Raw genomic sequence first — 12,842 nt, 5'->3', positions numbered from 1 at the left:
TGGGAAGCGCGGCGTGAAATGCTTCAACCCTGGCGGGATTTGAGCCGCCCAGGTGGGCTCAACGACCGTCCGGCGTACGCAGCCCGATCCATTTGTCCTTGACGGCTCTGTAGTGCTCTTCAGGCTTGTACTTCACCACATTCAACGCCAGGCGATCGGCCGACAGGCGGCCCATGGCCGACAGGATGGCGTAGCTGGCTACAACCACATCGCGCTCGGAGCTGGCGAGGTCGATCTTTGCCGAGATGACGGCGTTCTGGGCATTCAACACGTCGAGCGTGGTGCGCTGTCCGACATTGCGCTCCTCGATGACGCCGTTGAGCGCCAACTGTGCGGCCGCGATCACCTGCCGATTAGCGTCGACGCTTTCCCGCGCTGCGATGTATTGCGTCCATGCCGAGGTCACGGCCTGGCGCACCGAGTCACGGCTGACATCCACCTCGATGCGAGCCTGGCTGAGCGATTCCTTCGACTGACGAACGAGTGCGGAGGTACGGCCGCCCGAATAGATCGGAACGGTCAGCGTCGCGCCGACCGTGGCGGCATTGGAGTCGCCGTCCGAATTCCCCGCGCCAGGTACAGTATTTTGATAGGCATGGGAAAGGCCGGCACTGGCAGTCAACTGCGGCAGCAACGCACCTTCCTGCGTCTTTACATCAAATCCCGCTGCATCGACGGAATGTAGGGCGGCCAGGATGGCCGGATGCTCGTTCGATGCAATGCCGATCGCCGCCTCGAGACTCCTCGGCAACAGCTTCGCCAACGGCGACGCGGCCTTGAGCTTGCCCGGCTCGTCACCGACGATCTGATGATAGGTTGCCGCACTGGCCAGAGCCTGCGCACGGGCAGCACTCAATTGCGCCACCGCGGCCGAACGAGACGCGTCGGCCTGCGCCACATCGGTGCGCGTGCCCTCGCCGACCTCGAAGCGCGAGCGTGCCGCGCGCGCCTGCTCGGTCAGGAACTGCAGATTCTGTTCGGTCAGCACCGCCACCTGGCGGTCGCGAATCACGTCCATATAGGCGCTCGCCGCGTTGAACAGCGTGTTCTCTTCGGTGTTGCGCAGGCCCTCGACCGAGGCCCTCACCTGTGCAGCGGCCGACGCGACCCTGTTCTTGGTCTGGAAGCCGTCGAACAGCGTCTGGTCAATCCGAACGCCGAAGCTGCCGGTGGTCAATGCCAGGCTCGCGTTCCTGCCGTTTAGGTGCCTGGAGGTGTAATCGATGTCAGCCGAACCAGTGATCACCGGGCGATAGCCCGACTTGGCGATCGCCACGCCCTCATCGGTGACGCGCACGCCGGCACGGGCCGAATTCAGCGAGGAATTGTTCTGGTAGGCCTTGGAAAGCGCGCCGAGAATGGTTTCCGCCGAGGCGGCTATCGGCGAAAGCGCTGTCGCGGAAATGAGGACGGTAACAAACAGACTCTTGGCTAAGGACGGCACTTTATATCCCTCATTCGTTTTGCACGGGAACCACGCCACGCCAGCCCATCCCTAGGGATCGGCCAGCGCCGCGTCGATCTATCGTTCCCCCGCTGACAGCTCCCGAAACCCCGGTTAACCAATCAGCAACGATTGTTCAATCGTAAGCCAACATGACAGAGTCTTTGCTGCAAGGCAAAATCACTTAGAACTCGAAGGCATGAATGCGTTCAAATCCGGGTAGTGGCTTAATTGCCGCATTAAATGCCCGTCTTCCGGTTACAACCCCCCCTGCGTTGAAAAAGAGCCGGGCTACGCCCGCATTGCCCTGCCCTTCCACAGCCACCAGCCGGCCGCCTTCGGCAAGCTGGTCAAGCAGCGCCGCAGGCACTTTCTCGACGCTGCCGCCGATGAGAATCACATTGTAGGGCGCCTTGGCGGCATGACCTTGCGGCAGTGGGCCGGTGACCACCGTGACGTTATCGCAGCCCTGCGCCGAAAGCGCCGCTTTGGCTGCTTCCGCCAGTGCTGTATCGCTTTCCAGCGCCACGACGGATTTGGCCAACCTGGACAGCAGCGCCGCGGAATACCCGGTGCCGCAGCCGACATCGAGCACCGAATCGCCAGCGTCGATCTCGGCCAACTGCAAAAGCTTGGCCAATGGCGACGGCTCCATGAGGTAGCGCGCACCGCTGCCATTGGTGCCGTCGGAGATGCGGATATCCTCGTCAATATAGGCGAGAGCCTGTTGGCCGGCCCCGACAAAGGCCTCGCGCGGCACGGCAAGCATGGCATCGAGCAATGCTGCGTCGGTCACATCCGTGGTGCGGACCTGGCCGTCGACCATCTTGACGCGAAGTTCGGAAAAATCAGCGCTCATGTCCCAACCAATCCGTCAAAAAGCCAATGCGCTGAAATGCGCTTGTCGCGCCGACACTGCGGCGCATTCGCCCGGAACTCAAGCCCCCGACATGCGGGAGCTGAAGCGACTGGAGGCCTCGCCCGGAATCGAACCGGGGTGCAAGGATTTGCAGTCCTCTGCGTAACCACTCCGCCACGAGGCCTCATCGCTCCCGGCGAGCGAACTCAATATGGTGGCAGCGAAAGGTCGTCAAGCGTCCGCGCGGCATTCCGGCGCGCTTTCCTCATCAGCCGCCGCAACGTGGTTCCCGAGCGATTTCAGCGCTTGGCGCACCGGCATATTGGCCGCTCGTCAAGCATGGCTGCGCGACCGGCGAAACTCGAACCCGCAGCTTTACGCAGCGGGTGCAAACCGGCTTTCACCGCATATCGCGCGCGGCTGGCATCAGCAGTTGCCGTTCTCAAGGAGATCTTGAGGGGGAAATCTGCGACGGGCTGGAAAAGCGAAGCGGCCGCTCCGGGATCGCGCGCCATCGCTTTCAACTTGGCCGGCGACGCCGTTCCCACCAGACGACGAACCGGCGCCGCAGGCGGCGCACCGCGGCAAATTCGTAGGAAAGCACCAAAAGGCCGAGCGGAATCATCCAAAAGCCGAGAATCGGCAGGAAGCCGAGAAGGCCGAAAAACACCAGAACGATACCGATGGCGATCCTCAGCCCGCGCGAGCGCGGCATGGTGAACTCGCGCCCGAACACCGAGATTTTCCGCGCCGGTGCCTGGTTTTCGTCTGCTGCAGTCATGTCGAAAGTCGATCCGGTTGCCTTCGATAAAGCCATATGCGCTAAAGGCTGCAATCGCCGTTCAGGTTCCGCCGACCAAGGTCCGACGGCGCCCAAGACGGCTCATATGTGGTGTCATCCGGCGATTGCCAGAAACCATTGGGTGAAAATGCGCTAAAAAATGCGAAATGCTTCTTTGCAAAGCCGAAAAGGGTTTGCTATAGGCTGCGCCACTCACATGAGAGCCTCTATTCCCCGGTAGCTCAGTGGTAGAGCAACCGGCTGTTAACCGGTTGGTCGCTGGTTCGAATCCGGCCCGGGGAGCCACCGCCTTTTCTAAGCCGTGGTGCGATCTTGTACACTACAGCGCCATTGTCCGCGCACTTCGGTCCGCTTAGCTTCTGCCAGAACGGCTGGTAACAGCTACGAAGCCGATCGAGGCAGTTTGGTGGGCATCGCGCCCCTGCCCTCGCCCGAAGGCAGCCTGATAACGCCCGGTATCACCTATGAAAATACCAAATCGGGAGGACGTTGGTGCAAACCAAGAAGATCATCAATGACGGCAATCGGGCCGTCGACGAGATGCTGGAAGGCATCCTGGCTGCGCATCCCCGCCATCTCAAAGCCGTTGACGGAAGCCCGCGCTCGATCATCGCCCGCGATGGACCGCGCCAAGGCAAGGTAGGCCTCGTCATTGGTGGCGGCTCGGGCCACGAGCCGAGTTTTCTCGGCTTCGTCGGCAAGGGGCTGGCCGACGCGGCGGCGATCGGCAATGTCTTCGCCTCTCCGCCGCCCGACCCGATCCTCGAATGCGCCAAGGCGGCGAGCGGCGGCGCCGGTGTGCTGTTCATGTACGGCAACTATGCCGGCGACGTCATGAATTTCGACATGGCGGCCGAGATGGCCGCGATGGACGACATCGAGGTGCGCACGGTGCTGAGCACCGACGACGTCGCTTCCGCGCCCGTTGGTGACAGGCACAAGCGGCGCGGTGTCGCAGGGAACTTCTTCATCTTCAAGGCGGCAGGCGCCGCCTGCGACCGCATGTTGTCTTTCGATGAATGCGAACGCATTGCCGGGAAAGCCAACGACCACACCTTTACCATGGGCGTCGCATTGGCGCCCTGTTCGTTGCCGCAAACCCGCCGGCCGAATTTCGAAATCGGACCCGACGAGATGGAGATCGGCATGGGCATCCATGGCGAACCCGGCATCGCACGCGGAAAACTCAAAACGGCCGACGAGATCACCGACGAAATGTTGGACAGGATTCTCGCCGAGATGGCGCCGGCACGCGGCGAGAAGGTCGCCGTGCTGGTCAATTCGCTGGGTTCGACACCGCTGATGGAACTCTACATCATGAACCGGCGCGTGAAGCAGCGGCTTGACGATATCGGTGTATCCATTCACGCAAGCTGGGTCGGCAATTACTGCACCTCGCTCGAAATGGCCGGCGCTTCGATCACGCTGCACCACCTCGACGACGAGTTGCAAACGATGCTCGACCACCCTTGCGACTGCGCCATGTTTCGCGCCGGGTAAACTGGGGACGGCAAGGAACAACAGATGACAACAATCGACACCACCCGCCTTGCCGCGATGTTCGTTGCCATCGCCGACGCCATGTCAGCCGACCGGGACCGGTTGTGCGCGCTTGACGGGGTGATCGGCGATGCCGACCACGGCATTGCCATGGAGTTGGGATTTGCCGCGGCACGCGACGCGGTGGCCGCATTGGACGACGGGACCACCGATCCGACCATCTTGCTGAACACGGCGGCGAAGTCGTTCCTCAACGCCGTCGGCGCCTCCTCGGGCCCGCTCTATGCCACGGCATTCATGCGCGGCGCGGCCGCCGTCAAGGGCAAGGCGACGCTCGACGACGCCGACGCGGTCGCTATGTTCCAAGCGATGGCCAGAGGCATTCAGGATCGCGGCAAGGCCGAGCCTGGGGAAAAGACGATGATCGATGCGTGGGCGCCGGCCGCGACGGCTGCGGGCGAGGCACTGGCCGCCGGCAAGGGGCTGGCCGGCAGCCTCGCGGCTGCAGCCGAGGCGGCAAAGGCCGGCGCGGAGGCGACCAAGGCGATGATCGCCACCAAGGGCCGGGCCTCCCGCCTCGGCGAACGCTCGCTTGGCCATATGGATCCAGGCGCGGCGTCCGCCGTAACCGTCATCGAGGCGATGCGGATCGCCTTGACCGGCTAGGTCGGGAGCGGATCCTCAGCGCTTCGCGTCGAGCTTGTCGACAGCCTGCACGTTGGCGGCAGAGGGACCGTTCGGATCGAACTCCGAGGCCAGCCAGGCGTCGGCGATCGATTTGGCCAGTTCGGGGCCGATGACGCGCGCACCCATGGTGATGATCTGGGCATTGTTGGATTTCGCAGCGCGTTCCGCCGAATAGGTGTCGTGGGTTAGCGCGGCACGGATTCCGGGCACCTTGTTGGCCGAGATGCTGACGCCGATGCCGGTGCCGCAAAACAGGATGGCGCGGTCGTAATTGCCGTCGACAATTTCGTGGCCGACCGCAGCGGCAATATCGGCGTAGAATCCGGCCTGGCTGAGATCGACGACCTGCAGTTCTGGCTTGGTGGCGAGATGCTTGGCGATGACATCGAGCAGCGGCTTGCCGGCGCTGTCGGCTCCGAGTGCGATCTTCATGGCAATGAACTCCTTCGTTTTCGTGGTCAGCGCGCGATGGCGGCCGACGCCTTTTTGAGAATGTCGATATAGCCTTCCGCTTGCCATGCCGAGCGGCCGATGAACAGCCCATCGATACGCGGCTGGCCAATCAGTTCAGCCGCGTTGCCGGGATTGACGCTGCCGCCGTAGAGCACAAGCGGGGCGGTCGGCAACCGGGTTGCTGCGACCTGCTTGATCAGCGCCTGCTGCTTGTCGGCATAGTCGGCGCTGGCCGGAATGCCTTTCTCGCCGATCGCCCACACCGGTTCATAGGCAAAGAGTATCTCTGCCGACAACTCATTGTTTGCGAGACCCTGCAGCGCGCCCAAGACCTGCGCGGTCAGAATTGTGTCGGCGCGGCCGCCCTCGCGCTCGGCCAGCGTCTCGCCGACACAAATCAAGGGTACGAAGCCGTGCTTGACTGCCGCTGCGGTTTTCAGTCCCACGGTCTTGTCCGTTTCGCCAAAATGCTCACGACGCTCGCTATGGCCGAGTTCGATCAGGTCGAGCCCGCAATCCCTCAGCATCACCGGCGAAATCTCGCCCGTCCAGGCACCGGCATCGGCCCAATGCATGTTCTGGGCGCCAACCTTGACGCGGGTGTTGGCGAGCGCCGCCTTGACCTGCCGCACCGCGGTGAAGGGCGGAATGACGAAAGGCTGTATCGCCGGATCGAAGCCCGGCACGAACGCCGCCAATGCCTCGGCGAACTGCAGCGCCTCCGCCAGCGTCTTGTTCATCTTCCAGCTCGTGCCGACCCAATACGGGGCCATTCTTCTCTCCTTCGATCCGAAATTCGGATGATGCGTGTTTCCGGGTCTACGCGCCGGCCTTCGGGCCGACGCTTTCCCTCAAGCGCGAGGCGTGAGACTTTCGCGGCCGCTGTCGATGTAAGGCGCCCAGAAATCCACCGACTCGCGGATCATTGCAATAACCTGATGATCGACCGGCTCCCTCTCCCGGAAGGAAAGTTCGAGGCAAATCTCATTGTCGGTTCCGCCACCCGCCCGCACTGCATCGAGCAGCTTCTGCGGGATGATGCGGCCATCCTTGTTGTATGCGGCCGTGAACGGCCAGTGCCCGCCCTTGTTCATCGACGACTGCTTGATGTGGATGATCGGCGATCGCAACGGGAACGCTTTCGCCCAGGCATAGGGATCGGTGTCGTCAGGATTGGGCGAGGTCACGTCGCCATGGTCGATGTCGACCATCATCTGCATCGGGATCGGCAGCTTGGCCGTATCGATGGCGCCCTGCAATTCGACGCAGCTTTCGATCGTGTGGCCGAACTCCCGCCCCACCGACATCGGTTCCCAGAACAAATAGGTCAGGCCCGCCGCCTTGGCGTGCTCGGCCACTTCGCGCCAGCATTCGAGCGCGATGTCGAGAAGCGCCGCGCGCCGCTGCGGATCGTCAAAATCCTTGTAGGTGAATATGGCGAACTGCGTGCCCATGCCCGACGCGCCAAGCTCGGCGGAAATGTCGGCAAAGGTCTTGAACCAGTCGACATAATAGCGGCGCACATCCGCGTCCGGATGGCCGAAATGGTTGAGCCGGCCATAGGGACCGGTCATGCCGGAGGTGATCCGCACGCCAGTCCGCGCCAGCGCGCTGTTGAACAGGCGAACGAACTTGACGATCGTTGCCGCCGGCCAACCCGGATTGACGAATTCATGCGTCAGCTGCACGTCGCGGATGCCGATGCCATAGGCAATGGCGTCGATCAGATCGTCGGGATCGGCGAAGCGATTGACCAGCGGGTTGGTGTTCAGCGAAAGCGTGAAGGCCATCAGTTCACCGCCGCCATGGTCTTTGTGCACCAGTCTTCGAATGTCTTCCGCTCGGCCGCATTGATATGCAGCCCGTGTTTGGTCCGGCGTTCGAGAACGTCGGCGGCGGTCATCGCCCATTCGGTCTCGAACAGGAAGACAACTTCCCGCTCATAGAAATCCGGGCCGAAACGCCGGCCGAGATCGGCTTCGCCTTTTACCCCTTTCAGCAGAGCGCGCGTGCGCGTGCCGTAGCTTCGAGCATAGTGCTTCACCAGCGACGGGCTAAGCCACGAGAACTCGGCATGCAGATCGCCCAGGAACTGCTCGAAATCCGCGTTGGGCAGGTCGCCTCCCGGCAGGGGAATTTTGGCCGTCCAGGCCTTCTTCATGGTCGGAAAGAAGGGCTGGATCTTTTCCAGCGCATGTTCGGACAGTTTGCGGAAGGTGGTGATCTTGCCGCCGAACACAGAAAGCAGCGGCGCGCCACCGTTCGGGGCGTCGAGTTCGAAGATGTAGTCGCGCGTCACCGCGCTTGGATTGTCGGCATTGTCGTCATAGAGCGGACGCACGCCCGAGAAGCTGTAGACCACGTCTTGCGCGGTGAGCTGTCGCTTGAAGTAGCGATTGACCACCTTGATCAGATAATCGATTTCGCTGGCCTCGGCCGCCACTTCTTCGGGCCGGCCCTCGTAGGGAATGTCCGTCGTGCCGATCAGCGCCAGATCGTTCTCATACGGGTTGACGAAGATCACCCGCTTGTCGTTGTTCTGGATAAGATAGGCCTGCCGCCCCTCCCAGAATTTCGGCACGACGATATGGCTGCCCTTCACCAGGCGAACGTTGCGGGTGGAATTCTGCCCGGCGACGCGGCTGACGATGTCATTCACCCACGGCCCAGCCGCATTGACCAGCCCGCATGCGCGGACCTTCGTCACCGCACCGGTGCGGCCATCCTGCATGTGGATCGACCACATGCCGCCTTCGCGCCGGGCAGCAATACAGGCGGTGCGGGTGAAGACTTTTGCGCCGCGCTGACTGGCATCGAGCGCATTGAGCAACACCAGCCTGGCGTCATCGACCCAGCAGTCGGAATATTCGAAGCCGCGCTTGAATTCGTCCTTGATCGGCGCCCCTTCCGGCGCTGTTCTCAAGTTCAGCGTCCTCGTTCCCGGCAGCCGCTCGCGGCCGCCAAGATGGTCGTAGAGAAACAGCCCGAGCCGGACCAGCCATGCCGGCCTGTCCTCGGGGCTGTGCGGCAGCACGAAGCGCATCGGCCAGATGATGTGCGGCGCCGCCTCAAGCAGCACCTCGCGTTCGATCAGCGCTTCGCGCACCAGCCGGAACTCGTAATATTCGAGGTAGCGCAGACCGCCATGCACCAGCTTGCCGGAACGCGAGCTGGTGCCTTGCGCCAGATCGTCCTTCTCGCACAGGATGACCGACAGCCCACGGCCGGCGGCATCGCGCGCTATACCGGCGCCGTTGACGCCGCCGCCGATCACGAAGAGATCGACAATATCCGTTGTATCGCTCAAGACTTAGCTCCTGTGCGGTGCGCCATCGATTTCCACACCGGATGCAGCGCCTGACGCGCCGCGACAAAAGACGGAAACAGCGCATCGTAGGTTTGCGAAAGCGCCTCGTCATAGGCGTCGCATTCGCCCAGCAGCGGCGTCACCCACTCGGCGCAGCAATCATCCATCGAGCGATAGACGCCAAGCCCGACTGCGGCCATCATCGCCGCACCCGCGGCGCCGGCTTCCTGGCGGCTGCTGGTCCTGACTTGCGCGCGGGTCGCCGCAGCGATGATACCGCGCAGCGACGGGCTGCGCGCGGCGCCGCCAGACAGGCGGATTTCGCCGGGCACGCTGCCCATTGCCTGGTAGCAATCGCGGGCCGCGAAGGCCAATCCTTCAAGAACCGCGCGTGCCAGATCGCCAAAACCGTGCTTGACGGAAAGCCCGATGAAGCCGGCGCGCGCGTCTGGATCGACGAACGGGCCGCGTTCGCCGGCAAGCGAGATATAAGGCTGATAGACCAGCGACCCCGGTTCCGATCCTTCGACCCAGACATCGAGCGCTTTCAGCAATTCGTCGCCCGAAGGTTTTGCGCCGCTGGCGGTCAGCAAGTCGCGCGCCAGGCCGAGCAGCCAGTCGATGTTGAGCGTCGCCGCCATATTGGATTGCAGTTGCGCATAGGCGCCGGGAACCGGCATGGCGATCGTGTAGCCGGACGCGTTGTCGTTGAGGATGACATCGTCGGCTGTGCGCGCCAGGCGCGTGTGGATGCCGGTCGAGCCGATGACCGTGCAGCCAACATTGCCGCTTGGATCATAGAGGCCGGCGCCGAGCGCGGTGCTGACCATGTCGACGTAGCCCAGCACCACCGGCGTGCCCGCAAGCAGGCCGGTCTCGCCTGCTGCCGACGCAGAAAGCGGATGATGGTCGGTCGTGCCTTCGAGCATGGGGGGCAGCAGGCGGCGGTGCGACGTCAGATCGAGAATGTCGAGCACCTCGTCGGAATAGCTGCGCGAGCGGAAATCGCCGAAGGTGAATGTTCCCTCCGAAGGATCGGTGGCGCGCTTGCCGGTCATCTTGAAATAGAGCCAATCCTTGCAGTGAAAGGCATTGGCGGCGCGCTCCAGGATTTCCGGGCTGTTTTTCTTCAGCCAGCTGAGCTGAGCGCCCTGCTGGCAGGCGTTGAGCCCGGTGCCGGTGATCGCGAACCGCGTGCGATCCCGGGGATCGCCGCGCATCTCGTCCACCAGATGTCCGGCGCGCGCATCGAGCCAGAGCCAGGCGCGCCCGACCGGCATGCCGTCGCCATCGATCAGCCAGGTGCCGTCGCCCTGCCCGGTGACCGCGACGGCCGCGGTTCGCCGCGCGAGGTCTGGAATTTTCGTCGCCAGATCGAGGACGGTCAGCACCATGTCGCGCCAGGTCTGATTAAGGTCCTGCTCGGCGCCGCCGCCTTCCAGCGTGACGAAGCTGTTGGTCACCGACGCCATGGCAAGCTGCCGCCCCGACAGATCGAAAGCGACCGATTTGATCACGGACGTTCCCGCGTCGATCCCGATCAGCAGGTCTTTCATGCCGCACGTTCCGGATGGTTATGAAGGCAATTCACAAGGAGCAGTCTTTATTGTCTGGAGCCGTGGAAGAGCCAGGGAGTGTCCGCAAAGGACACCCCCTGAGCACGTTTTATTCCGACAGCACGAAGGGTGCGGTGTACTTGTCCACATTGTCCTTGGTGATGAGCAGGCAATCGAACAGCTGCTTCTCGCTGGTGGCGCCGGTAGCGCCCGACTTGATGAACGAGTCGGCCTGCTGCACAGCCTTGGCCGAGAAGATGGCCACCGGCTGAAGCACGGTGTACTGCAGTTCGCCGGACTTGATGGCCGCAACCGCATCCGGGGAACCGTCAAAGCCGCCGACCTTGATGCCGGCGAGCTTGCCAGCTTCCTTCAGCGCCGCAACCGCGCCAAGCGCCATTTCATCGTTGCCGCTGATCACCGCGATGATGTCGGGATTGGCCTGCAGCATGCTCTGCATCTTGTCATGGCCCTGGGTACGATCCCAGTTGGCGACCTGCGAAGCGGCCTTTTCGAGATCCGGATACTGGCTGAGCACAGTCGCGTAGCCGTTCGAGCGCGTGGCGGCGTTGTTGTCCGACGGGGCGCCGAGCAGTTCGACATACTTGCCCTTTTCACCGACCGCCTGCACCCACTGCTGGGCACCGAGAGCCGCACCCTGGGCGTTGTTGGAGACGAGCTGTCCCTTGGCAAGACCTTCCTGGTTGATCTCGGCATTGACGAGGAAAACCGGGATGTTGGCGGCAATCGCCTTCTTCACCGCGCCGACCGAACCATCGGCATTGGCCGGGTCGAGGATGATCGCCACCGACTTGTTGGTGATGGCGGTGTCGATCAGATTGCTTTCGGTATTGGTGTCGCCCTTGTGGGCGGCGACGTTGGCTGTATAGCCAAGCTTTTCGGCTTCGGCCTTGGCAACGTTGCCTTCGGTCAGCCAGTAGGGGTTGGCCGGATCGTTGACGATGATCGAGATCAGGCCCGCGGCCGATGCGGCTGCGCTAAACCCGACCACCATCGCGGCGGCAAGCAAACTTCTAAGCACGATTTTCATGTACATTCCTCCAATGATTACGCGGTGTTGCTGCCAGTCAGCTGGCAGTCTTCCCTTGGGCAGGATTGGCCGGTTCGGCCTTCCCCCGTTTCTGAGAAGTCGGTTGGCCGCCCGTCGAAGCTGGAAGCTTGCTACGGCGGCGATACTGAACGGCATTGAGGAGCACGGCGAGCACGATGACGGCGCCGGTGAACACTGTCTGCCAGTAGGATGAGATGCCGATGATCACCAGACCGTCGGACAGGAAGCCGATGACGAAGGCCCCGAGCAGGGTGCCACGAATATTGCCGCGGCCGCCAGTCAGTGCGGCGCCGCCGATGACCACGGCGGCGATGGCCGTCAGTTCGTAGGTGGTGCCGGCGGTCGGCCCGGCCGAGGTCAGCTGCGAGGACAGGATCAGGCCGGCAATGGCGGCGCAGATGCCCGACAGCACATAGACCGAAATCTGCACGGTCTTGACCGGAACGCCGGAGAGTTCGGCGGCGCGCTCATTGCCGCCCGAGGCGTAGAGCCAGCGTCCAAAGGCGGTGCGGTTCAGGACGATGCTGCCGATCAGCGCGATGACCGCCAGCACCACCACGCCGGTCGGCACGCCGAACAGGCGGTTGAAGCCGAGAGCATCGAAACCGGTGTTGCCCAACTCCGGCTTGCCGCCGAGATTGTTGTAGGTCAGGCCGCTGGTCATCAGCAGTGCCAGGCCGCGCGCCATGTACATGACGCCGAGCGTGGCGACGAAGGCCGGAACCTTGAACCGCGCGATCAGCACGCCGTTGATAAGCCCGACGGCCGCACCCAGCATGCAGGCCAGCACCGCGACCACCCAGACCGGCGGATAGAGAACGACGCCGAGCCAGGTCAGCGTCACGCCTTGCATCAGAAAACCGGCGACGACGCCGGCAAGCCCGAGCGTCGACCCCACCGACAGGTCGATGCCGCCATTGAGGATGACGAGCAGCATGCCGATGGCGAGAATCCCGAAGATGGCGACATGCGAAGCCATGGTCAGGAAATTCGCCACCGAGAGGTAGTAGGGCGACAGGATCGAGAAGACGACAATGATGACGATCAGGGCAAAGAAGGCCCGGCCTTCGAGCAGCAGCTTGGCCACGTCGAAGCCCTCTCCGCCCGCATTGGGGCTGGACTGTTTGCTGGCCTGGCTGACATCGCTCATGGGTCGGGGCTC

12 protein-coding genes and 2 tRNA genes are annotated in these 12,842 nt (G+C 63.0%); 3 read left to right on the top strand and 11 right to left on the bottom strand.

The genetic code is table 11. The annotated features are described in order from the left end of the window. Window positions 1-58 precede the first annotated feature (58 nt). The 4 genes from NKK50_RS03565 to NKK50_RS03550 form a co-directional block, all read right to left on the bottom strand. A complete protein-coding gene (locus tag NKK50_RS03565; RefSeq protein ID WP_023667706.1) occupies window positions 59-1,444 on the bottom strand; it encodes a TolC family outer membrane protein in 1,386 nt (461 codons plus the stop codon). A 184-nt stretch (window positions 1,445-1,628) separates the two neighbouring features. After that, a complete protein-coding gene (locus tag NKK50_RS03560) occupies window positions 1,629-2,303 on the bottom strand; it encodes a protein-L-isoaspartate O-methyltransferase family protein (protein ID WP_023744773.1) in 675 nt (224 codons plus the stop codon). 110 nt (window positions 2,304-2,413) lie between these two features. Next, a tRNA-Cys gene (locus NKK50_RS03555) sits at window positions 2,414-2,487 on the bottom strand. 336 nt (window positions 2,488-2,823) lie between these two features. Then, on the bottom strand, window positions 2,824-3,084 hold the full coding sequence (locus NKK50_RS03550; protein WP_031203994.1) for a PGPGW domain-containing protein: 261 nt from the start codon (window positions 3,082-3,084) through the stop codon (window positions 2,824-2,826). A gap of 231 nt (window positions 3,085-3,315) precedes the next feature. Here NKK50_RS03550 and NKK50_RS03545 point away from each other — a divergent pair. The 3 genes from NKK50_RS03545 (at window position 3,316) to dhaL (ending at window position 5,271) form a co-directional block, all read left to right on the top strand. Then, window positions 3,316-3,390 (top strand) — tRNA-Asn (locus tag NKK50_RS03545). A gap of 207 nt (window positions 3,391-3,597) precedes the next feature. Next, on the top strand, window positions 3,598-4,605 hold the full coding sequence (locus NKK50_RS03540; RefSeq protein WP_023667709.1) for a dihydroxyacetone kinase subunit DhaK: 1,008 nt from the start codon (window positions 3,598-3,600) through the stop codon (window positions 4,603-4,605). A 24-nt stretch (window positions 4,606-4,629) separates the two neighbouring features. Beyond that, complete coding sequence (gene dhaL / locus NKK50_RS03535; protein ID WP_023744772.1) at window positions 4,630-5,271, top strand: dihydroxyacetone kinase subunit DhaL; 642 nt, start codon at window positions 4,630-4,632, stop codon at window positions 5,269-5,271. 15 nt (window positions 5,272-5,286) lie between these two features. Here the strand turns inward: dhaL and derI are convergent, their stop codons facing one another. The 7 genes from derI to NKK50_RS03500 form a co-directional block, all read right to left on the bottom strand. Beyond that, entirely contained in the window at window positions 5,287-5,724 is a 438-nt protein-coding gene (derI, locus tag NKK50_RS03530; protein WP_023672592.1) for a D-erythrulose-4-phosphate isomerase, read from the bottom strand. A gap of 26 nt (window positions 5,725-5,750) precedes the next feature. After that, window positions 5,751-6,518 (bottom strand): triose-phosphate isomerase, encoded by a 768-nt coding sequence (locus NKK50_RS03525; protein ID WP_023744771.1) that lies wholly within the window; start codon window positions 6,516-6,518, stop codon window positions 5,751-5,753. Between the two features lie 78 nt (window positions 6,519-6,596). Then, window positions 6,597-7,535 (bottom strand): sugar phosphate isomerase/epimerase family protein, encoded by a 939-nt coding sequence (locus tag NKK50_RS03520; RefSeq protein WP_023744770.1) that lies wholly within the window; start codon window positions 7,533-7,535, stop codon window positions 6,597-6,599. Beyond that, window positions 7,535-9,052 carry a glycerol-3-phosphate dehydrogenase gene (locus NKK50_RS03515; RefSeq protein ID WP_023744769.1) on the bottom strand — a complete coding sequence of 506 codons (1,518 nt, stop codon included), beginning with the start codon at window positions 9,050-9,052 and terminating at the stop codon, window positions 7,535-7,537. Before NKK50_RS03515 ends, NKK50_RS03520 begins: the two co-directional genes overlap by 1 nt. Continuing rightward, window positions 9,049-10,608, bottom strand: coding sequence for an FGGY-family carbohydrate kinase (locus tag NKK50_RS03510; protein ID WP_023744768.1), 1,560 nt, complete (start codon window positions 10,606-10,608; stop codon window positions 9,049-9,051). Before NKK50_RS03510 ends, NKK50_RS03515 begins: the two co-directional genes overlap by 4 nt. Before the next feature lie 109 nt (window positions 10,609-10,717). Continuing rightward, window positions 10,718-11,659 (bottom strand): D-ribose ABC transporter substrate-binding protein, encoded by a 942-nt coding sequence (locus tag NKK50_RS03505; protein ID WP_081725422.1) that lies wholly within the window; start codon window positions 11,657-11,659, stop codon window positions 10,718-10,720. A 37-nt stretch (window positions 11,660-11,696) separates the two neighbouring features. Next, window positions 11,697-12,830, bottom strand: a complete 1,134-nt coding sequence (locus tag NKK50_RS03500) for an ABC transporter permease (RefSeq protein ID WP_023681691.1) — start codon at window positions 12,828-12,830, stop codon at window positions 11,697-11,699. Window positions 12,831-12,842: the final 12 nt, after the last annotated feature.

Source organism: Mesorhizobium sp. M0001, assembly GCF_040324255.1.
Taxonomy (GTDB): domain Bacteria; phylum Pseudomonadota; class Alphaproteobacteria; order Rhizobiales; family Rhizobiaceae; genus Mesorhizobium.
The sequence above is the reverse complement of the archived record's forward strand: the minus strand, read 5'-3'. Positions and strand labels throughout refer to the sequence as shown.